Consider the following 26,554-nt stretch of genomic DNA (forward strand, 5'->3'; position numbering starts at 1 on the left):
AAATTGCTTTCATTTTGTTTTCCCTCACTCACAAAAACCTAGGTGCCGAACAACGGATGGGCAATGACACTACGCGACGCCAGCTGAACTTATGCTTAACGTGCTCATCATGCCCCGCGCTCGCGATTAATCGATCAAAAAGTGCGCCCTTGCGGTAGCGATAAGCTGCTTACGATTGGTTTGCCAACAATTGATATTCACATTGGCGACCCGTCGCCCCTGACGGGTGATACGACATTCGGCGAAGCTGTCTTTATGCAGGCCTGCTCGCAGGTAATCAATCGAGAAATCGACCACTTTTGGCACTTTTGCCGTTTGCATAAACACCATTAATTGCACTATGGCTGACATTTCCATAAAACCAGCAATTACCCCACCATGAATCGCGGGCAGGATGGGATTACCGATATTGTCATCCTTAGCGGGGAGTTTGAAAATCAGCTCATCGCCAAAGCGCTCGACCTTCATGCCAATAAACTTAGCATAAGGGACATGTTCGAGCAGATGACCAAAGTCGTTCAACTCGGTAGCGCGTTTTACAATTCCCTGCACATCGAGGGTTTTCGGCTCGGCCGGCTTATTTGAGTTCATCTGTCTCTCCTAAAGACGGTACGGCTTCTCCCATCAAGGCTTGTCTAAAGGCATCGCCGACCATTTCTGGGCTGATACGCATAAAGGAGCCCACCGCATGGGCGATAGGATCATCAATGCTGTCCTGATAGGCGATAGCGCGGGTAAAGGCGATATTGGATGACAATTTATAGCACTCGGCAAAGCCATAAACCGGTTTATGGGGCTGCGCGGGCTTCATATAATCGACGCGTAAGTCGAGGGTGGGCGAAATCTCTAAGGATTGATATTTTTGAAAAATCGCACTCACCACCGCGCTGCCACAGGCGGTGTCCATCAGGGTGGTGATCACCCCGCCGTGGATAACGCCAGTATCGGGATAACCAATTAACTCAGTGCTATAGGGCAACTCAATCAGTACATGGTGCTCACTGGCTTCGAGCACGGTTAACCCTAAGCGACGGCACTGGGCGAGCTGATCGACAAACCGCTGCGCCATTTGAGTCAGCGGGAAAAACTCAGGATTTACCTTCATTGACCTTGGCTCAACATGGGTCCCAGTGGCTCTCCGCCGACGAGATGAATGTGGATATGGTACACTTCCTGTCCGCCATGTTTATTGCAGTTCATGATCAAACGATAACCGTCTTTGGCAATCCCCGCCTCTGCCGCCAATTTGGCCGCCACAGTCATCATCCGGCCGAGTGCGGGTTCATCCGAGGCTTTCATATCATTTGCGGTTGGGATCAAATGATTCGGCACAATCAGAATATGGGTTGGCGCCTTTGGCGAGATGTCTCTAAAAGCAGTCACCAGCTCGTCTTGATACAGAATGTCGGCGGGAATTTCGCGGCGGATAATTTTGCTGAAAATGGTTTCTTCGGCCATGGGGAGTCCTCCTTGGGTTAATTGGGATAGTATACTAGCAATTCAACACTTTGTGTCTCCAGATATTTTGCGTTTCATTTGCCTGTTGTGCGCATTTTTGGCAGCATGACGCCCATTAAAACGCATCAGTTTTACAGGATAAATTATGATCCACTATCACATCATTCCCGTCGATCCCAAGGCGCATTTGTTCGCCGTTACCATGACGGTACAAAAGCCCCACCCTAAGCAAGTTTTTAGCCTGCCCGCGTGGCTTCCCGGCAGTTATATGGTGCGGGATTTTGCTAAGAATATTATCGACCTTAAAGCCACAGACAGTAACGAAGAGCCGCTTAAGCTCATTCAACTGGATAAACAAACCTGGTCGGTCGAACATCAAAGCACCCAACTGACCTTAACCTATCAAGTTTATGCTTGGGACCTGTCGGTACGCACCGCGCATCTGGATATGACCCACGGTTTCTTTAACGGCAGCAGTGTATTTTTAGCCGCCCATGGCTTTGAGGCAGGCTTACACACAGTGACGATGGCGGCGCCGACCGAGCCGAGCCTAAATGAATGGCGCCTTGCCACCAGCATGGCACGTCAAAGCGGTGATGAATTTGCCTTTGGTGAGTTTTGTGCGCAAAGCTATGACGAACTTATCGATCATCCAGTTGAGATGGGGCTATTCACCCACGCCAGTTTTGAAGCCTGCGGCGTAAGGCACGATATCGTACTAAACGGTCGCCACCGCGCCCATATGCCGAGACTCTGCCAAGATTTAAAGGCGATTTGCGAGTATCAAATCAAGCTGTTTGGCACGCCAGCGCCCTTTGAGCGTTATCTGTTTATGACGACAGTACTCGACAATGGCTTTGGTGGTTTGGAACATCGAGCATCGACAGCACTCATGTGCTCACGCAAAGATTTACCGCTGTCGATGGATGCGCCGATAAATAACGACTACCGCACTTATTTATCGCTCTGCAGCCATGAATATTTCCACAGCTGGAACGTTAAGCGCATCAAGCCGGAATGCTTCTTGCCCTATCAACTCGAGGCGGAAACCTATACGCCGCAGCTGTGGGCCTATGAGGGCATCACCTCCTATTATGATGATTTCCTTACCTATCGCGCAGGCTTAGTCGATGAGCAAAGCTACTTAGATATGCTGAGCGAAACCTTTACAAGGGTATACCGCAGTCAAGGCCGTTTTAAACAAAGCATTAAGGACTCGAGCTTTAACGCTTGGACTAAGTTTTACAAGCAGGATGAAAACGCCCAAAACGCCATTATTAGCTATTACACTAAGGGCGCCCTGTTTGCGCTGTATCTGGATTTAACCCTAAGGAGTGAAACTAAGGGAAAATATAATCTCGATGATCTAATGACCATTCTGTGGCAAGAATATGCCCTGCAAAATCGTGGTACCACTGATGAATGCCATCAAAGGATTATTGAACGCTTACTGGGGCGTTATTGCCAAGATCTCTTCGCCTATTTAGACAATACCGACGATATCCCACTGGCACCGCTACTTGCCGAGTTTGGGGTTGAGTTGACCTTACGCGCGAGCAATGGTGCGCAGGATGTCGGCGGTGGCACGGCCAAAGGGTATGGGATTGCCTTTGGCGCTAAAACGCAAGCTGCGCCAATGGGCCTTAAAGTAACCACGGTCACCCAAGGCAGCCCTGCGCACCTTGCGGGCTTAAGTGCCGGAGACATCTTAATTGCGGCGGATAATCTACAGGTAACAGCCCAATTTGAAGCTCAGCTTCAGCAATACCCAATCGGACAACGCTTAAGCCTGCATTGGTTTAGACGCGATGAATTGATGACGGGAGAACTGCTCATTACCGAGGCGCCTAAGGATACGGTTGCCTTAAGTATCATAGATAAAGACAAACTGCAGGCTTGGTTAGGTCGTTGATCTTTAATCTATTAGCCTTTAATGCACTAATTTTTAATGCATTAGTTTTTAATGCAATAGTCCTTAACCCATAAAGCACAAAAGGGGCAATCGTATCGAAGATTGCCCCTTTTTATTTGATTCTTAAGTTGTTCAATTGAATATTGGCTTAGCGGCCCCATCAACAACGCGTTACACCACCACATCGTGTAAGTAGGTTTGCGCCCATGCAATGGCTTGCCCACGGCTTGACACACCAATCTTACGGAACACACGGTACAAGTGAGTCTTAATGGTGCTCTCACTCACAAACAATTGATTCGCGATATCGAGGTTAGTGCTGCCAGACAACAGGGCTTGTAACACTTCGCGCTCACGGATGGTTAATGGCTCGGTATCTTCGAACAGTCCAAAGTCATCATTTACCCCATTCACCAATTGGATGGGGATCACTCTGTGTCCACGCAGGATGTTAGACAGGCCAAGGCTGATTTCAGTCAGTCCTGCATCCAGATAAAACACCCCTGCCGTAGTCGAGGCTTGCATTAAAAAACGGGCATCAACCTGTTTAGGGAATTGAATGTAGACGACTCGCACACTCGGGTGTTCACGGGCAAGCAAGCGTTGAAATTGATAGGCTTTCTGAAGATCAACAGTGGAAAGGTCAATCACCACCATAGAGGCTTGGTTATCTTTGATTTGATCGCACATTTCATCTGGACTGACTTGCGACAGCTTCACCAGAAACTCCTGCGGCCAGCGGCCTGCAAGCAATTCCATCAGAACTTGCGATCTTGACACTACAATCCAATGTAATATTTTGAACATCCTGCTCACTCCCTGTCTGGTTAACGATTATTTATTTTGAGAGGAGAAACATCTCTCAATACCACTTCAACATCCGTTCAATAGACTTCCAAGTCTATCGTGCACACGATATTAGCATTAGATAAAACAGATTCAAAAGACTTACGTAAAAAATATTTACCGTACGCAAATCAAAAACTTCTACAACTTTAGGACAAATCATTGTCAAGCAGAAGGCTTAATTTAAACTGAAAATAATGCGCTATTTTTAACAGAAAGGCGTAAGATCAAATCAATACAAAACATAAGGAAATACCATGTCCAGCCAGCAACCAAGCCCTATTGAAATACAATCCTACCCCGTCTGGGACAGACCTACTCGTCTGTTCCACTGGATTAATGTCATCCTCGTACTCTCCCTGCTTATCGTGGGCGGTATAATGATGTTTCGCAGCGACTTAGGTATAACCGAACTCTCCGGTAAAATCGGGCTTAAAACCCTGCACGTCATCATTGGCTATGGCTTTGCGATTAATTTACTTATCCGCTTAGTGTGGGGTTTTATGGGCAATAAATACGCCCGCTTTAGCCATATGTTCCCCAATGCCAATAGCAAGGCCGAGTTACAAACCTATAAAGCAGAACTTGCCGCGGGTAAAAATCCCCAGTATCTAGGCCACAATCCTAAGGGGAAATTCGCCGTACTCGCTATCATGCTCTTATTAGTCACAATTATGATTACTGGGCTGATCCGCGCCGGTACCGACATTTACTATCCACCCCTGGGAAGTGCAGTCCAACAGTACCTTGCGGCCACCAATGTTGATCCGAGTAGCCTACAACCCTACGATGCTACGGGCGTCGATACCGATAAAGCTAACGTGATAAAACCCATAAAAGGTCTTGTAGGAGAGGTACATGTGTATGCAGTGTATTTATTGATACTGTTGATCATGCTGCATGTTTTTGCCGTAATCTACACCGAAGTCAAACGCCAACCTGGCATTATCTCAGCCATGTTTTCAGGCAAAAAGCTTATTCAAGGACAACCGAAGGACGAATGAGGTCAACTCAATGAGCATAAAAAACGCCAGCATTTGCTGGCGTTTTTATCAAGCTCAATCTGAAGTCAAACTTACTTCTTCAGAATAGATGCCGGAGTACGGCCATCGTCGTGGCAGCTTTCACAGGTAGGTTTTTGACCTACGTTCATATCGTGTGGCGCATGGCAGTCAGCACAGACTAAATTGCCATCGTGTGGCTTATGTACTGCGTCCATTTCAGAAAGCTTACCATGGCAGCTTTGGCATTGTTCAAACTCATAGGCACCATCAGCAGATGGCGTACCATCTTTATGACAGCTTTCACAACCACCAGATTCAGCGTGGAAGTCAGATAATTTTTGATCCGCGGCAAATGCGGTTGGCGACAGCGCTAGCGCTGCAAGACTTGCCCCGAAAAGCACACTTAATAGTTTTTTGCTCACAATTGTATCCTCCAATGGTGATTGACAGTGGAAATTCTTGTCAGGGGTGACTTCCATCTTGCAACCAATGTAAATAGCACGACTCGATTTAACTTAGCTAAGGATTGAGTAATAAGCAACACAATCTTATGCAAAGTAACTTTATCAATATACTCAAGGGTAAAATGTGCGCTGCATCATGTAACCACATGCTTATATAAGAGTTTTACATTGTCACAACCTACCAATTACAACTAAAAGCCTCCCTAGCTTAATCATCAGCAAAAGAAAAGCCCTAGTAAAGAATCCACCTTCTAAAGAAGGTGGCTTTGTTTTAACCCCCTAAAAGGGGGCCTTTATTCAAGAGCAAGTTGACCCTGCTCTTGCCGCTCTACTTTCTCTTGATGCCTAACGTATCTACGGATTATTTCCTCGTTAATTCCAATCGAATCGACGAAGTATCCTCTCTGCCAAAAATGATTTCCCCAAAGTTTATTCTTACGTAGGTAAGGAAATTTACTGAATATTTTCAAAGCTATCTTACCTTTTAACGCCCCCATTAAATTCGATATAGATATCTTCGGAGGTACCTTCACCACTAAATGAACATGGTCAACTTGAACATTTAGCTCCATGACTATGCATCCCATTTGATGGCAATAAACCTGAATGCATCGATAAACCTCTTTTCCGACATTACCTTTCAATATCCGAAAGCGGTACTTTGGTGTCCAGACTATATGATATTGACATCGCCAGAACACATGCGATGCTTGCTCGTATCTACTCATGTTATTTGCCTCTTTTGACTTCGCTAAAAATCAAAGATGCATTTAACATGGGTAGGTATACAGGCAAAGCCTCAAATGATGATAACCACCTACTGAAGTAGGTGGTTTTGGGCTAAAAATAAAAAATCAATACCTACATATGCATGACTCTTGGCATCCCAACGGCGAGCAAGTGCTTCATATCCTATAACGGTTTTATCAACCCCGATAATTGGCTGATAAAAAGGCATAACTACATCAGACATAATACAGCGTGTAATATCTACACTCATTTCTTTGTGCTTAACTGACAGCATAGATACCTACAGAACAATATAAATATATCTGACGCATTTTAACTAAAATAGCGCTAGCTTCTATCAGATAAATCCTAAAAACTAAAATCAAAAAAATTAATTATAGGACTATTCCTATTAACTAACAAAAATTACCCATGTAAAATACATTTAAATATTAATCAAATCGAACATTAATCTACTACATTACCAATAAAACATAAAAACAAGGTAACTAAACACAGGTGATTCAATAATAATGAGATCAAATTTAGTGCTGTTTTTTATTATTTTTTACATCCCCCAAGCTTATACTGCAGCAGAAATAAGCATAGGCACATTGTTTGACTATATGCCAAGCAATAAAACCACTTATTTAAAAAAATAATGAACATGGGTGATTCGACCGCCTTTATTAAAATCTCTATCAATGAAATAAAATATGATGAATATGGTCAATCCTACGAAGTGCCTGAACAAGAAGCAGAAAACCGCGCCTTGATAGCTAGTCCGTCTCGCTTAATCATTCCTGCTAAAGGAGTGCAAGCAACGAGATTACTATTCTTAGATAAAAAAGAAACTGAGCGCTATTTTAGGGTTCGCTTTGTTCCAGTACAACCCAAAAGTAATGACGGTTTTGATGAGCATCTGATTGAACAGCAGAAAGAAGAAGTATCAGCGGGTATACAGTTATTAACAGGTTATGGTGCATTTTTATTCATTACACCAGAAAACCCAGAGTATTCTACAAAAATTAATGAAGATTCACATTCAGCAGAAATAATAAACCATGGAAACTCTACTATCATTTTAGATTATTTTGAAGTTTGCAACAAAAAAACAAAAGAGTGTTCCACTGCAACAAAATTGCATATTTTACCAGGTTCAAAAAAGCAACTGGTAAAAAATAGTAACGAGAGCTATCACTTTCAATTAATTGAAGGTGATGAAACAAAAAGCATAGTTATTGGTAACTAATGCATCCCTAAAAGGAGACTGTAATGAAAATATGGAAGGCGGCCCCAATTGCTTTATTAGTGGCCATGAATACATTTGCCGATGAAAAAATTGAGCATCAAGTCACTGTAATTGCACAAATTCCATCAGAGAGTTTTTTTGTGCAACCTACGGGCAATGATAACTGGATAAACACTCCACAAAAGTTAGCATACGACTCCCATACAAAAAAACTGGGGTCATTAACTAAGCAGCTAGAAGTAAAAAGCACTATAGGTGCCATTACAGGTTACTTATCAAACCCTGCGATTATGGCCAGTGACAAGGAGAATATAACTCTAGCTGTTAAAGTTGGCGGTACTGAGCTGACAACAGCTCCAGTGGAGTTAGTCGATATCGACACGGCTAAAACAGGTAAAACGATTGCGCTTGAGATCATTCCAACAGTCCCAAGTAATGGCTATACCGCAGGCACTTATCAAGGTGTAGTGAATATGATTTTCGAATCAGCAGCACCATAAAGTTATTGATTTATATATCAAATGAAGCTCCCAAAAAAGGGAGCTTTATTAACTTTCAAGTTAGCGACTCATGCTTTTCATTTTATTAAGATGAGGCAATACACTTGTCATTTTTGATCCTGACTATTCTAATCACAACGCTAATCTTTAGCTCTTGCTCTTTAGCGAATAACACGCCTTCGGACTCGCTCACACAGCTAAAACAATATCAAGACTTACCTGATGGATTTTCTGAGCATTTTTTTAATGCCCCATTAACTGTAAGAATCACCATTGATAATAAATTGCTTGGCGAAGGTGAAATAGTGTTAGGACTCGATACCAGCGTGCAATTATTAAAACTTATAGACGTGAGCGAAAGCGATCTTGACGAACGTCAACAACAGCTATGGGTAGCGCAATTAAACCAAAAACATAAGTTGGGTTTGTGCCAAAAAGGTTGTCAAGGTGACATATTAGCGATTGAATACAATTTAGAAAACTCTCAGTTAGCGATTTTAACGACTAGAATTGAAAAGCAGGAGTTAAACTCACACTACTATGCCCTGCCCGAACAAGGCAGCTTCGGTGCGCTATTTAGGCAACAGCTCAATTGGAGTCAATCCAATGAGAGCGTTCACGCAGGCCGTTATAATTTGCAGGCTCAAGCAAGTTTAGGCCAGTGGACCACATTATTAGAAGGTGAAGTCACTCAAAATAATGATGAAATACTCAACTCGAGTATTCAACAGTTATATACAGAACACCAAAACGAAGGACACTTCTATCGACTCGGATATTTCTCCCCTTATGCCCAAGGTTTAGTTCGCCAGCCCATCATTTATAGCGGCAGTTCACAAGCGGTGATGGGCGTGATGTTCGGTGACTCTAACCAATTATTGATTGATCGAGCCTACGCCAGTGCTACACCCATTTATGTCACTCCGAATCGTGCAGGTATGGTAGAAATCTATCAAAATGGACAATTGATCAACTCGCAACAGATTAAAGCAGGCCTGCAAGCCATTGATACTAAAGTATTGCCATCTGGTATATATGAAGTTGAAATTCGGATCATAGAAGATGGTCAAGTCACTGAGCATCGTCGAGAAATCATTAACAAACCCATTCAATGGCAAAACACCGAAGACCCCTTTCGGGTGAACTGGTTTGCTGGAGAAAAATTATCCGAAATAACGAATTGGGATGATGAAAGTAGACGCGGACTCAGCACGGGTGTACTCGCAAACTACTTATTAACACCGGCGATTATCCTTGGCGCCGCGGCCCAATTTGTGGATAAAGGTTGGCATTACAGTATTTCGGCCGATTGGGACTGGAACCAACAACTGCGCTTTTTTGGTAATTGGGTGATGAATGAACAACAGGGGAGCGATTTTGATTTACAGGCAGTGTATAGCTTCAGGCAAGGTAGTTTTGTACTCAGCCATCAGCAACAACTCAGTCAATCGCAACGCATTGATGCCAACCACTCTCAGCCCCAAAAGACCAGTGTATCACTGCAACATAACTTAGGAAGTGGTCACTCAATTTCTGCCTATTTGTCACATCAATCGGAGCAAGGCCAAGGCATTGATTTAGGGTGGCATTACAGCGGCAAACTCTGGGGGCGTCAAATAAGCTGGAGTGTAAATGCGTTCGATCGTCCAGGCAGCATTAACACTTCAGGCGAACGCGACCAAGGCGGAGCACTTTATTTCAGTATGAACTTAGGCGATCAAACCCGTCGAATAGGTGGCGGCTTAGGCAGCAGAACTTCACGCTCTGGCGGGCAAGAACAGCATGCCTATGTTGATTACCAACAGCAACTAGACTGGCACGGTATTGAAACCATAGGAATGGGACTAAACACGGATAGCTATGGTGTTGGTGTAACCGCCAATAGCCGCTTTCATAACGACATAATCAGCGGCGATGCCTATGCACAATCATCTTCCTATAACAGTGGCCTCACAGGCGGCATCAACCTAGATAGCATGGTTGCACTAGGGCCACAGGGTGAACTCAGCATCTCAGGCCAGAGCCAAAACCACGATGCAGGCATGATAGTAGATGTCATGGCAGACAGCCCAGACGTCATTTTACTCGCAGAGGATGAACACGGGGGCAGCATCACCTTAAAACCTGGACGCAACTTAGTGCCAGTGACAGCTTATCGCAGTGGTAGCGTACAACTCGCCATACAGGACTTTGATGACGCACCTTCAGTTATTCAACCTAGCGTATTGCACTACCATCTCAATAAGGGAGGCGTCAGTTACCAACAAATCAGAGTCATGAAGACTGTCACTGTGATTGGTCGCTTAGTAAATCTACAGGGATTACCGCTGAAAGGCGCGCTAATCGCCAACCATGCGGGGCGCAGCTTGACTGAAGTCGATGGCTTTTTTGCCGTTGAAATGAGTGAACACTATCCGAACCTGCAAGTAGAGTATCAAGGTATACAAGAGTGCAACCTTGAACTCGATTTACACCGCGTGAAACGTGAACAAAACATATTGCTATTAGGCAATATCACTTGTAATGCCCAAGCATGGGCAAAACAAACATCAACAGAGAGCCTAGCTAAGTGAACTATCATAATGCGTTATATATATTGATATTTTTTATATTATCAATCCCCTTAACACAAGCTGCCACTATTCAAGTAACTGCTGAATATAAACCGGCACCCTATGATATTAATGGTAGTAAGTTTATTAATACTACCCCTTGCTCAGTGCCTCAAGACATGGCCGGTGACTTTTGGTGTAAAGGCACAGCTTCTCTAGAGAAAGAGCAAGCCATCAGTATACCGACAAGTATTACTTCAAGAATCGTCAGTAACGATGGTAAATTAGAACATGCAATCACCTATCAAAAATTTACTGGCGAAAAAAGTGTTGAGTTAACAAAAGTTGGAGGCGGAGCCTCTCATAAAATGAAGTTCCAATTAACGCAAATCGGGGCTGCTCATGTACCAAATATAATAAAAGAAGCTGGCACAACAGGAACCTACTGGCCTGAAAAAAATGTACAAGGTGATTGTAATTATAGGTTAGGAATGTGGGCAAGTGCTTTTGCATTTGATTATTTCTACGATATAAAAAATGTTAATCAAAAATCAGGAGGGGTATGTTATGACAATAAATTTAACCCATCTTTTTCTTCAGACAAAATAACTCTTAGAAGAATTTATATTGGCTATAAGCTGCAACCACCCGACCCTCTAAAAATGGAAAATGGCACTTATAATGGCAGCTTAACTTTAAGCATTGGGCGCAATAAAGATCTCGATTTTGGCGATGCAACTTATTCAAGCTCAAACGTAACAATAGAGTTTACCTTAAGGGTCACGCACCAACTTAAGGTAGCATTCCCTGCTGGCAGCAATAAAGTGATCCTACAACCGCCAAAAGGCTGGTTACCATGGATAAACAGTGGGAAAACACCGCCATATTTACAAGCAGAATTACCGTTTAGATTGTGGAAAAGTGCGGAGGCTTACGTGTACCTGAGTTATTGCCAATATGAATCCAATGGCAAGTGCCAACTAAAAAACACTAAAAATAATCATCAAATAGATTTTGATGTCGCTTATGTGACAGGCATAGGTGAACGCCCCCTATTAACTAAATCAAAGCATACACTAGCAAATGATGGTGAACATATAAATATAAAAAGAAACTTTATATTTTCAATTAAACAAACTAGTTTAACTGAAATGATGAAATATCCAGGAAGCACCTACAAAGGAGATGTGACTATTATGTTTGAGGCTGAAACCCCTCCACTTTAAAATTAAAACAAGCCCTGCTGTTGTGCATAATGAAACAATTCACTGTCACTTTTCAAACCAAGTTTTTGCATTGCATTGTTTTTTTGAGTACTAATGGTTTTTACACTCCGGTGTAAATAATTAGCAACTTGAGTCACTGACATGCCATTTGTCAGCAAACGTACAACTTCTAGTTCTTTCAACGAAAGTTCAACTGGGGTGATATATTGATTAACGCCTTGTCCATCTAACAATTCACGAACGGTTTCACCAATGTAAACTGAACCTAATAATACTTTTTTAACTGTTTTTTCTAATTCGGCAATGACCGACTTTTTTAGTAGCAAGCCATGAACGCCTATTTTCATGAGCGCTTGTAATACACCTAGATTATGTACTTGAGTTAACACTACTATGGGTAAGTTTGGATATTTTCGCCTTAGCTGTTTAATCATTACCATACCGTCGACATTGTCATCATTAGGCATACTAAAGTCTGTGATCAATAAGTCACACTCATGTTGCTCCAAGATACACCATAATTCGGAAACATTATTTGCTTCAGCGACAATGTCACAACTTGGCTGCATTTCAGCCATCAAACTACGCACACCAGTGAGTATAATTGGATGATCGTCGGCAAGGATGATCTTAAAAGCCATATTCAACTCCCGTGAAAATGTGAATTTATGGATGCTTATCTATACTACTTGGCATCACTGATTTTTTCGAGACTTAATCCACTTTGGTCATAGAGATGAGTACTATTCAAAAAATACGTTATCAACTTCTTTGTATCTTCAATTGCTTATCCCTACTCTGCATGACTTTTATCACTCATGCCGAGCAATCTGTCCCAACCACGATCCGAGTTGGGGTACTGGCCAATGGCTGGGGGCCTTTTCAACAGATTAATGATCAGATAACAACGGGATTTAGTGTTGAGCTGATAGAACTACTGGCAAAAAATTTACATCTAGATATTGACTGGAAAGTTTATCCCGACTGGATGACATTATATAACGCAGGCTGTAATGGTGAGGTCGATGTATTACTTGATGCCTTTCGCACTACTGAACGTAATCAATGCCTTATGTTTAGCCGCTCATACTACACCTCACCAACTGTTGTAGTTATTCGTTATGACAGCCGATTTTTCCGTGATGTCAGTGAATTTGGTCGTGCAAGAATTGCTGTTGAAAAGGGCTTCTCGACTGAGAAATTAGTCAAGTTGCATTATCCAACCGTAACAGAAGTGACATTTTCTAATACTGAACAAGCACTTAAATCAGTCATAGATAAAACAACTGATGCCTATATTGGCAATCTCCACGTTGCTAACCAATACACTAGTGCACATCCTGAACTTCTTATCGTTGCCCAAGCGCAACTGATGATGGAAAACTTACATTTAGGAATCACGAAGCACAATATCCAGCTTGTAACACAACTCGATAACGCCTTACTAGCCCTAAGCGTAGAAGAGCGTAATGCTCTCGAAGTGACTTGGTTGGGTATGGGCGATCTTCATTTTTTAGGCCACAGTAATTTTCTACTTAGGCCGAGTGAACGTGAATGGTTGGCAGGCTTACCTTCACTTCGGGTTGGATTTGTAGATCATTGGACACCATTCTCCTCAATCAATAAAAACGGCATCTTAACAGGTCTAACTGCAGATTATCTTGAACAATTAAGAGAGAAACTAGGGCTAGATTATACGGCGCAAAAAACCAGAACATGGGATGAAATTCAAAGCGCACTCATTAACCATGAAGTTGATCTCGCCATTATTCCAACTCGATTGAAAGCACAATATCCAGACTGGCATATGAGCGAAGCTTTTACGTCTTTTCCTATTGTGATAGCCACAGCACGCAGCAACCCACGAATTGCTGGTCTATCTGAACTGAACTTTCAGCGTGTCGTCGTGACAGATAATTTATTAATCCCGAGCATTAAGAAGGCTTATCCAGATATTGATGTCGTGGTGTCTAACACTCCGGATGAAGGACTATCCTCAGTAGCTAATGGGGAAGCTGCAGCTTACATAGGTAATTTGGCGGTTGTCGCCATGATCATCGATGACAAATTCGACGATGAGTTACGAGTAGCCGCTCCGACACCATATAAAGACGAACTCGCTGTTGCCGTTCGCGACCCTTATTCGCCACTTATCCCATTAATCAACCGTGTTTTCTCCAGTATGAGTGAGAAAGAAAAACAGCAGATCCGTAATACTTGGCTATCGGTAAATTTTAATGAAGGCATCTCTTGGCATACTTTACTCAGGACATTGCTGCCTATTGCGATAGGTTTATTGCTTTTCATTGGTGGCTTAACCATAGCGTATTTAAAACTCAGGCAAGAAATTAACAAGCGCCTTATTGTTGAACAGGCCCTCGCAATAGCCAAGGAAAATGCTGAACAAGTGGCCAAAAGAAAAGCTGAATTTCTTGCCGCCATGAGCCATGAGATCCGCACACCAATGAATGGACTTGTTGGTATGGCAGAGCAACTCAGTTTTACTCCTCTTGGTATGGAGCAAAAACAAATGGTGCAAATCATTATTAATGGTGCCGAAGAAATTCTCCAAATCATTAATAACATTCTCGATTTTTCTAAAATTGACATGGGGAAAATGCGCTTAGAATCAACCCCAATTCTATTACGTGAAGTTCTCGATAGTACGCTTTATATGGTTATGAATGATTTACATACCAAAAACTTAAACTTCTATTTACACGTTGACCAAGGTGTAGCAGCACAGGTAACTGGAGACAGTCTCCGCATAAAGCAAATCCTATTCAATTGGGTAAGTAATGCCATTAAATTCACTGAACGCGGGTTTATTGAAGTATCGGTCAAACTAGAAAGTGAAAATGATGGTCAACAATTACTGCTTATTGGCGTACAAGATACGGGTATCGGCATGAGCACTGAGACTCAAGCACGGATATTTAATATTTTCGAACAAGCTGATGCCTCAACCTCCCGTAGCTACGGCGGGGCAGGTTTAGGCCTAGCGATTAGCCATACACTCGCCGAAATGATGGGTGGTGACATTATCCTAAATAGCGCTCCTCATTTAGGTACCTTTATCGGTTTACGTATTCGTTTACCTGTAGTTGCTCAAGATGCATTTGATAAAAAATTGCAGGGACTCTACGCACATATCGCAATCAAAGATATGAAATTGCACCACACTTTGTCTTGGCATTTAGCGTCATTAGGCATTGTATTAACTGAGAATAAAGCCAATGCAGACCTGTTATTTACTGATAATGCTTCGGATGATCGGCAACAGATATTGTGTATTCAGCTTAATGAAGCACTCGGTTATAAATACCAAAACGAGCAATGTTTATTGAATTCTAACCCTTTAACATCACAGGCTGTTAAGGATGTGTGTTACATAAACATGGGGTGGATTGATACTACAGTCTCGATACCGCAGAAGGAAATAACACTTAAGGTAAATTGGCCTGAATGTAACATTTTACTAGTTGAAGATCATCAGCTTAATCAGATATTGGTAAAACGACAGCTAAAGCAATTGAGTTTAGATTGTGATATTGCCGAACACGGAGCCCAAGCACTCGAACTCATGGAACAAAGACATTACGACTTAATATTATGTGATTGTCGAATGCCAGTAATGGATGGTTACACTTTTACCCAAAAAGTAAGATCACAGGAGATAGTTGGTCAGCATACACCAATCATTGCTCTCACGGCCAATGTATTAAATGAGCAAAAAGAACAATGCGTTGCGGTAGGAATGGATGACTTACTCGCAAAGCCATTACATCTAGATGAATTATATAAAATGCTATTGAAATGGCTCCCACAATTAAAACCTGCACTTATCGATATCAAAATGCTTGAGAAAGCATTTGGTGGTGAGGCATTAAGCAAAATGCTATTGATGTTTAAAGATGAACTTGAAAGTTCGCTACTAGATATTCAACTAACAGCTCCCCAACTTGCAGACAAGCTCCATAGAACTGCGGGAACAATAAGTATGTTAGGTCTCACATCAATTGCAGAGCAGGCTTGGTTACTAGAAGAGAAAATCAGACAAGAAGTTTATGACGACGCGGAGGCAGAATTAACTGAGTTTAGATCAACGTTGATTCAATTAATAAGTGAGCTAAACGCCATAATCCACGCAAATAATTGATGAGGAAGTACTACTCTAAAATATGAATTTGCTCAGATTTGAGCGCAACCGTAGTTTGCATTCCTTTGGTTAAGCCAAGCTTTTGTGCAAGATGGAGCGACACTTCCGTATTAAGTTGCAACTCAGTCCCGGTGGCATAACAGACTACCCGCACTGACTCGCCCATCACAAGTAAAGAGTCGATTGTCACATCTAACTTATTAAAACTACGGCATAAACGTCCATTTGAAATGGCGTTAAATCGAATACCCTGATTGGGGATGACCCAGCGAACTTTACTGCCAACACTGCGGTCTTTGCCAAAATCGCTGGCAATCAGCTGCTCACCAAATTTGAGCCAAGTGATGTCTTTAGTGCGGTCTTGGAACACCACTTCACCATCGAAAATATTTCTTAAACCCATTTGCCTCGCAACGGCCTCATTACGTGGCCGAGATAACACCTCAAACGGCGCGCCCTGTTGTAGCATCTGAGCTTGGCTAATCAAGATCATCGAATCGGCCAGCAGCAACGCTTCGTTTAAATCGTGGGTCACCATAATCACAGGGCAAAGCAGTTGCTCTTTGAGTCGCGCAAGTTCGAGATACAAACGCTCGCGGGTTTCTCTGTCCACCGCCGAAAATGGCTCATCGAGCAGTAGCACTGAAGGTTCACGGGCAAGGGCGCGAGCAAGCGCAACCCGTTGCCGCTGACCTCCAGAGAGGTGCATAGGCAGTCTATCGGGCAAACCATGTAAATTAACCCGTTCTAACCAATCCTTCGCCCTAGCAACTCGCTCCGACTTGGGAATATGGTCAAGCCCTGCAACCACGTTCTCGAGCGCGGTAAGATTGGGAAATAAGCCAAAATGCTGTGGCATATAGCCAATATGGCGCTGCTGCGGCGTTAGCGCGGTGCGGCTTTTATTGTCGAACCATGGCGTTTCACCAAACACAATACTGCCCGTGTCGGGATGATTAAGCCCTGCGATCATCCGCAGTAACGTCGTCTTACCGCCGCCCGAAGGCCCTACGACCGCTAACACCTCACCCGCCTTACAGCTAAATTCGGCGCTCAGTTTAATATGCTTATGGTTTTGGATCTGGCAATGCAGATCAGCGATGATTTGCGCCACCCTGACCTCCTAAACGCCGCGATAAACTGGTGGTGAGAGCCAATGCGGTAATCGCAAATAACAACAATACCAATGACATAGTACCTGCTGCGCCAAAATCGAAGGCCTGCACGCTGTCATAAATGGAGATCGATATCGTCTTGGTTTCGCCAGCGATATTCCCGCCCATCATCAGCACCACCCCAAACTCACCCAGCACATGGGAGAAACACAGCACTATGGCGGTCAACACCCCCGGCCAGACCATAGGCAATTCAATTTTGAGTAGAATTTTAAGTTTGCTCATGCCGCAACAAGCCGCAGCATCGCGCACATCGTGGGGAACCGCCTCAAAGGCACGTTGTATCGGTTGCAACGCAAAGGGAATATTCACCAGCACGGATGCCAGCACTAACCCCGAGAAATGAAACACTAACTGCTGTCCAGTTAGGCGCTCTAACCATTGCCCTAACCAGCTTTGGCTGCCAAGCCCCACCAACAAGTAATAACCAATCACAGTCGGCGGCAAGACTAAGGGCACCATGATGAGCGCCTCAACCCAAGACTTACCCACAAACTGACGATAGGCCAAGGCGCGCCCCGCCAGAATCGCCAGCGGGATCAACACCAATACCGTGATGCTACTGAGTTTGACCGATAACCAAAGCGCCTGCCAATCCATGTCTGGCCTTACTGAGCGGGTAGACCAAATCCGTATTGCAGGAATACGGCTCTGGCGGCATCAGATTGAAGATATTGATAAAAACGCTCCGCAGTTACCCCCGCTTTAGGCGTTAACACCATACGCTGATAAAGTGGGCCGTGAAGATCTTCGGGTAAAGCAATTGCTTGGCCTAATGCTTTAAACTGTGGCGCTAAGGCAAGCGATAACGGAATAATACCGCCTTGAGTGGAGCCACTCACGGCAAATTGCGCCGCTTGGGAGGCATTTTCACCTAGGATTAGCTTGGTTTGTAGACCATCCCACAAGCCTAGTTTTTGCAACAGTTCACGGGCGCGTTCGCCATAGGGCGCATGCTCAGGATTAGCAATCGCAAAGCGCTCCAACTTACCCGCGGCGAGTAGGGCTTTTACGCCGTTAAGTTCAGTATCCAAGGTTAAAGGGGACTTGTTTGGGGCGACTAAGGCTAGGCGACCGACTGCGTATTGCACGCCTTCATCGCGGGTAAAGCCCGCTTTTTGCAGCTCATGGATATAACGCTCATCGGCACTAAGCAACATTTCAAATGGCGCACCATGTTGAATTTGCGCGACAAAATTACCCGATGAGCCGTAGGAGACTCGCACCTTGAGCCCAGTTTCGGCGCTAAAGTTTTTAACAATATCATCGAGGGCAAACTTGATATTGGCGGCGGCCGCAATCGCAGGCACTGTCTCGGCGCGGCTAACGGTAGGCATCAAAGCAACACAGAACGACAATACTAGAGAAAATACTAGACCCCAGATTTTGCCTAACCCTGTCACACCGTGCATAAACTCACCTCTCAGTCTCGCCTGCTGCTAGCTCAGTCTTACGTTAGTCTTTGTGTTGCCACAATTGCGCCGCTTGCTCATCGGCGTCCTTGGCTTCGACCCAATTCTTGCCCTTGTCCCCAGCTTCTAATTTCCAGAAAGGGGCTTTGGTTTTCAAAAAGTCGATTAAGAATTCGCAGGCCGCAAAGGCCGCTTTGCGATGAGCGCTGGTGACACCGATAAACACAATTTGCTCACCCAGCGCCATCGTGCCGACACGGTGGATAACCGTAACTTTATTGAGCGGCCAACGCTCACGCGCCTCGGCAACGATTTGCTCAAGAACACGCTCCGTCATACCGGGATAGTGCTCTAAGGTTAGATCCGTCACCACTGAACCATCGTTAAAGTCGCGCACTTTGCCCACAAAGGTGACAACGGCGCCATCGCTATTGTCTTGGGCTAATTGGTGGTACTCATCGGCCACATTAAAATCGACGGTTTGCACCCGCACATTTGGCAGTAAACGCATATCAACCTCCGGTCACAGGTGGGAAGAAGGCCACTTCATCACCATCGCTCACTCGGGTATCCCACTGGCTGATGGTTTGATTTACCGCCACCAGCAATTTATCCGAGGCTAACACTTTGGCCCATTTATCATCTTTAGCCGCTAAAGTTGCCCGTAATCCTTCTGCGGTTTGTGTCTGCTCGCTCGCTTCAACACTCAGTTGTGCCGTCCCTAAAAGCTCACGAACTTGGGCAAAAAACAACACGTTAATCATATTCTTATCTCGCTTTACGTTATTCAGCTTTAAAGTGTCCCGACTTGCCACCGCGTTTTTCGAGCAGGCGCACCTGTGAAATCACCATGTCTTTCTGCACGGCTTTGCACATATCGTAAATCGTCAGGGCCGCAACAGAGGCCGCCGTGAGCGCCTCCATTTCGACACCGGTTTTGCCGGACAATTTACACAGACTAGTAATGCGCACACGATTGTGCTCAGGCTGAGCCTCAAGCTCGACTTCGACCTTGGTTAGCATTAATGGATGGCATAACGGAATTAAATCTGAAGTCTTTTTCGCCGCTTGGATCCCCGCGATACGGGCGGTGGCAAACACATCGCCCTTATGGTGGCTGCCGCTCATGATCATCTCAAGAGTCGTGCTCGCCATCTCGATAAAGGCTTCGGCACGGGCCTCACGCTCGGTCACGGCTTTCTCGGTCACATCGACCATGTGGGCATTGCCGTCGGCATTAATATGGGTAAATACATTGCTCATTGAAGCGATCCTTTAAACTGCTGCTAAATTCAAGCATATGGAAAATTGAGCGCAATCGCGAAACCTAACTAAATGAAAGATAACGCGATAAGCAGACTAAAACCTAAGTTAGATTAACCGCCAATCGAGGCCAAATGCTGAGTTACGCCAGTAATGCCCTGATGCAGATAATGGGTTTCTTTCTTCTGTGCCAGTTGACCGTGTAACCGCTCGATTAATTCCGCTTGCTGACTCGGGTGTTGCAGTAGATCACGCAAATCAATACCGGACTCTGTAAACAGGCACAAGTGCAATTTGCCCTTGGCTGAGACCCGCAAGCGATTACAGCTCGCGCAGAAGTTAGTGGCGTAGGGCATGATCAAGCCGATACGGCCCTTAAAGTCACTGTGGCTGAAGTTTTGCGCAGGGCCATCGTCGGCACGGGGCGTATCCAATTGCCAGCCGTTGGCAAGCAACTGAGCTTTAATATCGGCACCCGCTAAGTGGTGGGCTTGGAAATACTCGCGGCCAAGGCCGGTTTCCATTAACTCAATAAAACGCAGATCGATAGGCGTATGCTTAATCCAATTTAAAAAGCGCGGTAAATCTTTATCGTTCATGCCTTTGAGCAATACTGCATTGACTTTTACGCGCTCAAAGCCTGCTGATAATGCAGCATCGATACCACGCATCACCTCGTCGAACTTATTCTCGCCGGTGATCTGGTAAAACATCTTGGGATCTAAGCTATCCACCGACACATTGATGCGGCGCAGACCAGCATCGAACCACTCTTGGGCATGCTTCTCGAGCCTATACCCATTAGTGGTAGTGGCTACAGTATGAATACGCGGATTATCGGCGACCACTCGAATGATATCGGTAAAATCTTTACGCAGGGTGGGTTCGCCGCCAGTAATACGGATTTTTTGAGTGCCAACGAGGCTAAATGCGGACACCAAGTTTTCTATCTCACTGAGAGATAAAAACTGTTGCTTGCCATTGGGATGATAACCATCGGGGAGGCAATAGCTGCATTTGAAGTTACAAACGTCAGTGACTGACATCCGTAAGTAATGAAATTTACGACCAAAATTGTCTTGTAATTGAGACATGATCACCTTTCCAAGTGTGGGAGGCGAGTGCATTTCTTTACTCACCCCAGTGGCCTTATTGCCACGGCTACACCACCATATCTGTTGACTTAGGTAGGCAAGCTCGGAGAACCGTCAGCCGTGATTATAAGCCGAAAGTATTGGCTAGCTATACCCCTAAACAGGTATTTCTTGATCCGCTTCAACTGAGCGTGAACAATCTGTGACAGTGCTCACCCAAAGATTTGTCATTCTTTAGGCTAAACAGCCTGCTTAGCCCCTGTGCCCTGCGGTGATTTTGAGGTAAGGTGGACATTAGTAATAAAACGCCCGTTTACAAACAAACTACAACACCCGATATAAATTGGGGATAAGCGAAGGAAAAGGTGAACTGATGGAACGCGAATCAATGGAATTCGATGTTGTTATCGTCGGCGCTGGCCCAGCTGGCTTGGCGACTGCGTGTCGATTAATGCAGATATCAAAGGATTCAGGTAAAGAAATTACCGTTTGCGTGGTAGAAAAAGGCTCCGAAGTGGGCGCGCATATTCTATCAGGCGCCGTATTCGAACCAAGGGTATTAGACGAGCTATTCAGCGACTGGCGTGATAAAGGTGCCCCCGTCACCACAGCCGTGACCCACGATGAAATCTATCTACTCAACTCCGCTACCGACAGCAAACTCATGCCCAATGCATTTGTGCCGAAAACCATGCACAACGAAGGCAACTATATTGTCAGCGTAGGTAATCTCTGTCGCTGGCTCGCGACGCGTGCCGAAGAACTCGGCGTAGAAATTTTCCCCGGCTTTGCCGCCAGCGAATTACTCTTCAATGAAGACAACAGCGTGAAGGGCATCCTGATTGGTGATATGGGCGTCGGTGCCGACGGTCAGCCGAAGGACAGCTTTATGCCCGGCATGGAACTACACGCCAAATATACCGTGTTCTCAGAAGGTTGCCGTGGTCACTTAGGCAAACAGCTGATCGCGAAATACCACTTAGATAATGGTAAAACACCACAACATTACGGCCTAGGCTTTAAAGAAATCTGGAAAGTGCCCGCCGAGCAACACGAACAAGGTAAAGTAGTGCACACAGGTGGTTGGCCATTAACCGATGGCGCCTCAGGTGGTGGCTTCCTCTACCATATGGAAGACAACCAAATTGCCGTGGGTCTGATTATCGACCTCAACTATAAAAACCCCCATTTAAGCCCATTCGATGAGTTTCAGCGTTATAAAACTCACCCAGTCATCGCCAAATACTTAACTGGCGGTGAACGTTTGAGCTATGGTGCTCGCGCAATCACTAAGGGCGGCCTGAACTCACTGCCGAAGATGAGTTTCCCCGGCGGTTTGCTGATTGGTTGCGATGCGGGCACTTTAAACTTTGCCAAGATCAAAGGCACGCATACCGCCATGAAGAGCGGCATCGTCGCGGCTGAAACCTTAGCTAAGGCAATGATGGCCGAGGTCGAAGGCGGTAAAGATCTGGATTGTTTCCAAACCCATCTGGAAGAAAGCTGGTTACACGAAGAGCTATATAAGTCGCGCAACTTTGGCCCGGCAATGCATAAGTTTGGCACTTTCCTTGGCGGTGCATTTAACTACATAGATCAAAACTGGTTCGGTGGTAAGTTCCCGATCACCCTGCGTGATGAACACCCAGACTATGCACAAATGGCCCCAGTAAGCGCCTACAATAAGATTGATTACCCGAAACCCGATGGCAAACTCAGCTTCGATAAGCTCTCTTCAGTTTACCTGTCGAGCACCTATCATGAGGAAGACCAGCCTTGCCATCTACGCTTAAAAGACAACAGCATTCCGCTCGGGATAAACCTGGCGCAATTTAACGAGCCCGCCCAGCGTTACTGCCCTGCTGGCGTGTACGAAATTGTTGAGGAAGCGGGTCAACCGAAGTTTGTTATCAATGCGCAAAACTGCATCCATTGCAAAACCTGTGACATTAAAGATCCTAGCCAAAATATTACTTGGGTGACGCCCGAGGGCGGCGGCGGTCCAAACTACCCGAATATGTAATCTCCACGGAAGAAGGCGCTCATTGAGCGCCTTCTTTTTACTTGCCTTACCCCTACATTTTGGCCACAATTGCATCATAAAAATCACATGCTTCAAATCAGCAACTCATTTCCATCTATACTCTACATAACAAGATCTACCGCAAGAGCAACAGGTTAGGCCAAATAAATGTCTTGTACGCTGTTTTATTCGGCATTAGACCAAAACTAAGGTTAACTTTTAACATTTCTGTCCGATACTAAGTCATTGGTAGAAAACGTCGACCGATATTTCTAAACGTATAACACAGGCATATTGATATTTATGATATTTAATAACCTTACTATTAAGCAGAAAATTCTGCTGACAGTGGCATTTGCAGTGCTGCTATCAACCATTCTGGTGGGCGTGCTCAGCCAACGCAGTGCTAAAAATGTGGTTCAGCAACGTATGCTCGGGTCGGAAATGCCCAGCCTAATGATGCAGATCCGCAACAAGATTGAGCTGGATATTTCGAGCTTAATGAATGCCGCCGAACAACTCGCCAGCAGCCGTATGTTACTGCAATGGCTTGAAAATGGCCGCCCAACGGAGCAAGAGCCCCACGTCGTTGCCCAATTAAAGGACATCACCCGCCAATATCATTTGGCCCAAGCCTCCTACGCCGATAGACAAACCGCAGCCTATTATACTCAGGACGGTTTTTTACGCGTACTCACGCCCGCCCAAGATGGGTGGTTTTTTGGTTATCGTGATAGCGGCCAAGAGCGGATGTTAAACGTATTTACCGAAGCCAATGGTGAGGTAAAACTCTTTATAAACTATCAACAACCTAACGGTCGCGGACTTGTTGGTCTCGCCAAATCCCTCGATGATATGGTGCGGCTCCTCGACTCTTTTAAGATTGAAAAAACCGGGTTTGTCTACTTAGTCGATGCCAAAGGCGAGGTAAAACTACATCCAGACGCCAGCCAAATTGGCAAGAGCAGCCTTAAGAGTTTGTACTCGGGCGCCAACATGAGTTCATTACTCAATCGTAGTGATTTCAATCTTATTAATACCGATATCCAAGGTGAAAACACCTTTGTTGCCAGCAGTTATATTCCGTCGATGGATTGGTATTTGGTTGCCCAAGTACCTGAAGCCGAAGTCTTCGCCCTGCTGACAGATGCCGCCTACCAGATCCTAATTTGGACCGTAATCATTGCCGCGGGCTTTATCATGCTGGCCATTGTGGTAGCTGGCTCAGTGAGTCGCCCTATCGCCCAAGTCGCAGCAATGTTCCATGATATCGGTGAAGGTGAGGGTGATTTACGCCAACGCTTACCTGTAAATGGTGAAGATGAAATTGCCCAACTTGCCCAAGGATTTAATAGCTTTATCAGCAAAATCCAAGATTCCGTGATTGAGGTAGCACAGACCAGTGAACAACTCGGCCTCTCGGCGAAAGATGTATCTAATCAAGCACAGCAAACCCTTGAAGATAGTCATGAACAAAAAGACCGCACTATGATGGTGGTAACGGCCATCAATGAGATGGGGGCAACCGTAAATGAAATCGCTAGTAATGCAGCCCAAGCCGCTGTCGCCGCGAAAGATGCCGATACAGAATCCAATAGCGGCCAAGTGGTAGTAACGCGTGCCCGTGACACTATCAATCAGCTCTCCCATGATGTGGAACAAGTAGGTGAAGTGATTGAATCCCTCGCGACTCATACCAAATCTATCGGTGGCATCCTCGATGTAATCCGTGCTATTTCGGAGCAAACCAATCTATTAGCCCTCAACGCCGCGATTGAAGCTGCACGCGCAGGTGAAGCGGGACGTGGCTTTGCCGTAGTTGCCGATGAAGTCCGTAATCTGGCATCACGTACCGCAGCCTCTACTAACGAAGTCCAAGGTATGATCGACAAGTTGCAATCTGAAGCAAGCCGCGCAGTTAATGCCATGGCACAGAGCCGCGCTCGCTCACACGAAGGTGTCACAGCGGTTGATGAGGCTAGCCAGTCTTTGGTTGGCATTAGCGATCGTATTGGTCTTATCAGTGATATGAACATTCAAGTCGCGGCGGCAACAGAAGAGCAATCGACCGTGGTCGAAGATATTAACCGTAACGTGACCGAAATTAACGACATTACCCAACGCACCGCGAGCACAGCCCAAGCTGCGGCGCAGGCCAGTTTAGCGTTAAATCAACTCGCCCACCGCTTGGATACCTTGGTAGCTAAGTTTAAAGTGTAATTGTCAAACACAAAGATATTGATATAGAAACAAAAACGCCTTAGTGGGTCTCCCTAAGGCGTTTTTATTACATAACTTAAAAGTCGATTAGTTATCGGAGAGAAACTTGATTGTCAGTGGATAGCGATAAACCTGCCCTTCACTGGCCTTAACTATGCCTAGGATAGTACAGACTAAGTCCAAAATGCCGAGGATGATAAGCAAGATAAATCCAATGCCTACAAACGCTAATATCCCACTGATGATCACGTAGATTAGTAGGCTTAGCTTAAAGTTCAGACAGCTGCGCCCACATTGGTCGACAAAAGCCGACTCTTCACGCTTCATCAGCCACAAAATGAGCGGACCAAGGATGGAGCCTAATGGTACTAAATACCCAATTAAACTAGAGGCATACACCAGTAAACCAAAATCTTTCTCGCTCTTCGTCACTGACTCTATCATGACACTTTCCCTGTATTATTGTTTGAAATATAAAAGTTATTAGCTCTTTGGCCCATACAAACGCATTTGCCAATCTTCGACTTGCTGCGTTGCTAAGCGGCGCTGTAGGCTATTCACCCAGCTTTGTGCCAGCCCTTCACAGGAGGCGAGTCTATCATAGGCTTTAGCGTTATATTGAGGAGAAAAATACAGCGCCATCGCCTCGGCAACGCTGATATCAGTTTTACGCTCGACTAATTCTATCTTGTCGCTTAACTGAATCACACCTGGGATTAATACTCTGTAAAACCAACCGCATAACTGACTCTGCTGCATGGCAAGGGCAAAGTCTCTATGGCCAAATTGCAGGTTCAATTTAAAGCAAGGTGAGCGCGGCTGAGTCACTTGCACAATCACTTCACCGATTTGCAGCACATCCCCAATATTGACCTCGGTTTCATTTAAGCCAACCGTGCTGATATTTTCACCCATGCTCGGTGCATCTTCGAGTTGGGTGATTAAATCCCAACGACGGTATTGACCATAATGCTCACGGGGAAAATGATGCAATACTCGGTCAAGTCCGCCATGATGTTTAGGATCAGCCTGTGCATCGCCTTCCACATGGTCGACATTCACCACTAACTGCTGCGCCGATTTTTTACCGTCAATGCCAGTTGAAATGCCGCTAATTTCTTGCAGGCTCGCCCCTAAATACAAACCCGATAATCTGTTTACCAATAAGGTCGACATTGGTTACTCCCATCATTGTCGCCACACGGGGCCAAATAAAAACGCTAAGTATTACATACTCTAAACAAATCGAGCGTGCTCTAAAATCT

At 45.0% G+C, this 26,554-nt stretch carries 26 protein-coding genes and 1 riboswitch; of the genes, 9 read left to right on the forward strand and 17 right to left on the reverse strand.

Going from position 1 to position 26,554, the window contains the following annotated elements; all coding sequences use genetic code 11:
- Positions 1-126: 126 nt before the first annotated feature.
- From L976_RS16780 to hinT, 3 genes are read right to left on the reverse strand one after another with little or no spacing between them, the layout of a single operon-like run.
- Positions 127-591, reverse strand: coding sequence for a PaaI family thioesterase (locus L976_RS16780; protein ID WP_037419481.1), 465 nt, complete (start codon positions 589-591; stop codon positions 127-129).
- Positions 578-1,105, reverse strand: coding sequence for a PaaI family thioesterase (locus tag L976_RS16785; RefSeq protein ID WP_037427471.1), 528 nt, complete (start codon positions 1,103-1,105; stop codon positions 578-580). The genes L976_RS16780 and L976_RS16785 overlap by 14 nt, the downstream gene beginning before the upstream one ends.
- Complete coding sequence (gene hinT / locus L976_RS16790) at positions 1,102-1,458, reverse strand: purine nucleoside phosphoramidase (protein ID WP_011623075.1); 357 nt, start codon at positions 1,456-1,458, stop codon at positions 1,102-1,104. Before hinT ends, L976_RS16785 begins: the two co-directional genes overlap by 4 nt.
- A 145-nt stretch (positions 1,459-1,603) precedes the next feature.
- On the opposite strand from hinT, the gene L976_RS16795 reads away from it, so the two are divergent.
- A complete protein-coding gene (locus L976_RS16795) occupies positions 1,604-3,370 on the forward strand; it encodes a M61 family metallopeptidase (protein WP_047538572.1) in 1,767 nt (588 codons plus the stop codon).
- Between the two features lie 171 nt (positions 3,371-3,541).
- Here the strand turns inward: L976_RS16795 and L976_RS16800 are convergent, their stop codons facing one another.
- On the reverse strand, positions 3,542-4,177 hold the full coding sequence (locus L976_RS16800) for a LuxR C-terminal-related transcriptional regulator (RefSeq protein WP_011717426.1): 636 nt from the start codon (positions 4,175-4,177) through the stop codon (positions 3,542-3,544).
- Positions 4,178-4,473: 296 nt separating this feature from the next.
- Between L976_RS16800 and L976_RS16805 the strand changes: the two genes are divergently transcribed.
- Entirely contained in the window at positions 4,474-5,220 is a 747-nt protein-coding gene (locus tag L976_RS16805) for a cytochrome b/b6 domain-containing protein (protein WP_037427475.1), read from the forward strand.
- 71 nt (positions 5,221-5,291) lie between these two features.
- Here L976_RS16805 and cctA read toward each other — a convergent pair whose 3' ends face one another.
- The 3 genes from cctA to L976_RS16820 all read right to left on the reverse strand — a co-directional run bounded on the left by cctA (position 5,292) and on the right by L976_RS16820 (position 6,684).
- Positions 5,292-5,642: a tetraheme c-type cytochrome CctA gene (gene cctA, locus L976_RS16810; protein WP_037419470.1), complete on the reverse strand. Its 351-nt coding sequence runs from the start codon at positions 5,640-5,642 to the stop codon at positions 5,292-5,294.
- 335 nt (positions 5,643-5,977) lie between these two features.
- Complete coding sequence (gene tnpA / locus L976_RS16815) at positions 5,978-6,412, reverse strand: IS200/IS605-like element ISShes8 family transposase (protein WP_039978090.1); 435 nt, start codon at positions 6,410-6,412, stop codon at positions 5,978-5,980.
- Positions 6,413-6,501: 89 nt separating this feature from the next.
- The gene (locus L976_RS16820; protein WP_173944712.1) at positions 6,502-6,684 is read right to left on the reverse strand and encodes a hypothetical protein; all 183 of its coding nucleotides are present in this window, start codon (positions 6,682-6,684) and stop codon (positions 6,502-6,504) included.
- 396 nt (positions 6,685-7,080) lie between these two features.
- Here L976_RS16820 and L976_RS16825 point away from each other — a divergent pair, with 396 nt between their 5' ends.
- From L976_RS16825 to L976_RS22425, 4 genes are all read left to right on the forward strand, one after another.
- The gene (locus L976_RS16825; RefSeq protein ID WP_231570508.1) at positions 7,081-7,665 is read left to right on the forward strand and encodes a hypothetical protein; all 585 of its coding nucleotides are present in this window, start codon (positions 7,081-7,083) and stop codon (positions 7,663-7,665) included.
- Positions 7,666-7,688: 23 nt separating this feature from the next.
- A complete protein-coding gene (locus L976_RS16830; protein WP_047538577.1) occupies positions 7,689-8,165 on the forward strand; it encodes a CS1 type fimbrial major subunit in 477 nt (158 codons plus the stop codon).
- Positions 8,166-8,269: 104 nt separating this feature from the next.
- Positions 8,270-10,738, forward strand: coding sequence for a fimbrial biogenesis outer membrane usher protein (locus L976_RS16835; protein ID WP_052184014.1), 2,469 nt, complete (start codon positions 8,270-8,272; stop codon positions 10,736-10,738).
- Positions 10,735-11,943, forward strand: coding sequence for a hypothetical protein (locus L976_RS22425; RefSeq protein WP_052184015.1), 1,209 nt, complete (start codon positions 10,735-10,737; stop codon positions 11,941-11,943). The genes L976_RS16835 and L976_RS22425 overlap by 4 nt, the downstream gene beginning before the upstream one ends.
- Before the next feature lie 2 nt (positions 11,944-11,945).
- Here the strand turns inward: L976_RS22425 and L976_RS16845 are convergent, their stop codons facing one another.
- Entirely contained in the window at positions 11,946-12,584 is a 639-nt protein-coding gene (locus L976_RS16845) for a response regulator transcription factor (protein WP_047538580.1), read from the reverse strand.
- Positions 12,585-12,679: 95 nt separating this feature from the next.
- Between L976_RS16845 and L976_RS16850 the strand changes: the two genes are divergently transcribed.
- Complete coding sequence (locus L976_RS16850) at positions 12,680-16,102, forward strand: transporter substrate-binding domain-containing protein (protein ID WP_047538583.1); 3,423 nt, start codon at positions 12,680-12,682, stop codon at positions 16,100-16,102.
- 10 nt (positions 16,103-16,112) lie between these two features.
- On the opposite strand, the gene L976_RS16855 is transcribed toward L976_RS16850, so the two are convergent.
- The 7 genes from L976_RS16855 to moaA form a co-directional block, all read right to left on the reverse strand.
- Entirely contained in the window at positions 16,113-17,216 is a 1,104-nt protein-coding gene (locus L976_RS16855; protein WP_047538586.1) for an ABC transporter ATP-binding protein, read from the reverse strand.
- A complete protein-coding gene (gene modB / locus L976_RS16860) occupies positions 17,197-17,877 on the reverse strand; it encodes a molybdate ABC transporter permease subunit (RefSeq protein ID WP_047538588.1) in 681 nt (226 codons plus the stop codon). Before modB ends, L976_RS16855 begins: the two co-directional genes overlap by 20 nt.
- A gap of 8 nt (positions 17,878-17,885) precedes the next feature.
- Positions 17,886-18,689: a molybdate ABC transporter substrate-binding protein gene (modA, locus tag L976_RS16865; RefSeq protein ID WP_052184016.1), complete on the reverse strand. Its 804-nt coding sequence runs from the start codon at positions 18,687-18,689 to the stop codon at positions 17,886-17,888.
- A gap of 43 nt (positions 18,690-18,732) precedes the next feature.
- Entirely contained in the window at positions 18,733-19,200 is a 468-nt protein-coding gene (moaE, locus tag L976_RS16870) for a molybdopterin synthase catalytic subunit MoaE (RefSeq protein ID WP_023265973.1), read from the reverse strand.
- A gap of 1 nt (position 19,201) precedes the next feature.
- The gene (gene moaD, locus L976_RS16875) at positions 19,202-19,453 is read right to left on the reverse strand and encodes a molybdopterin synthase sulfur carrier subunit (RefSeq protein ID WP_047538593.1); all 252 of its coding nucleotides are present in this window, start codon (positions 19,451-19,453) and stop codon (positions 19,202-19,204) included.
- A gap of 19 nt (positions 19,454-19,472) precedes the next feature.
- Positions 19,473-19,907, reverse strand: a complete 435-nt coding sequence (moaC, locus tag L976_RS16880; RefSeq protein ID WP_372841800.1) for a cyclic pyranopterin monophosphate synthase MoaC — start codon at positions 19,905-19,907, stop codon at positions 19,473-19,475.
- A 158-nt stretch (positions 19,908-20,065) separates the two neighbouring features.
- Positions 20,066-21,046: a GTP 3',8-cyclase MoaA gene (gene moaA / locus L976_RS16885; protein ID WP_037425068.1), complete on the reverse strand. Its 981-nt coding sequence runs from the start codon at positions 21,044-21,046 to the stop codon at positions 20,066-20,068.
- Positions 21,034-21,167, reverse strand: a riboswitch (molybdenum cofactor riboswitch). It overlaps the preceding gene by 13 nt.
- 252 nt (positions 21,168-21,419) lie before the next feature.
- On the opposite strand from moaA, the gene L976_RS16890 reads away from it, so the two are divergent.
- On the forward strand, positions 21,420-23,069 hold the full coding sequence (locus tag L976_RS16890; protein WP_047538596.1) for an electron transfer flavoprotein-ubiquinone oxidoreductase: 1,650 nt from the start codon (positions 21,420-21,422) through the stop codon (positions 23,067-23,069).
- Positions 23,070-23,372: 303 nt separating this feature from the next.
- Complete coding sequence (locus L976_RS16895) at positions 23,373-25,289, forward strand: methyl-accepting chemotaxis protein (protein ID WP_047538600.1); 1,917 nt, start codon at positions 23,373-23,375, stop codon at positions 25,287-25,289.
- An 87-nt stretch (positions 25,290-25,376) separates the two neighbouring features.
- Here the strand turns inward: L976_RS16895 and L976_RS16900 are convergent, their stop codons facing one another.
- Both L976_RS16900 and L976_RS16905 read right to left on the reverse strand, forming a co-directional pair.
- On the reverse strand, positions 25,377-25,733 hold the full coding sequence (locus L976_RS16900) for a DUF4870 domain-containing protein (RefSeq protein ID WP_037423127.1): 357 nt from the start codon (positions 25,731-25,733) through the stop codon (positions 25,377-25,379).
- A 39-nt stretch (positions 25,734-25,772) separates the two neighbouring features.
- Positions 25,773-26,465, reverse strand: coding sequence for an MOSC domain-containing protein (locus L976_RS16905; RefSeq protein ID WP_047538603.1), 693 nt, complete (start codon positions 26,463-26,465; stop codon positions 25,773-25,775).
- Positions 26,466-26,554: the final 89 nt, after the last annotated feature.

This window comes from Shewanella sp. ZOR0012, from assembly GCF_000798835.1.
GTDB lineage: Bacteria > Pseudomonadota > Gammaproteobacteria > Enterobacterales > Shewanellaceae > Shewanella > Shewanella xiamenensis.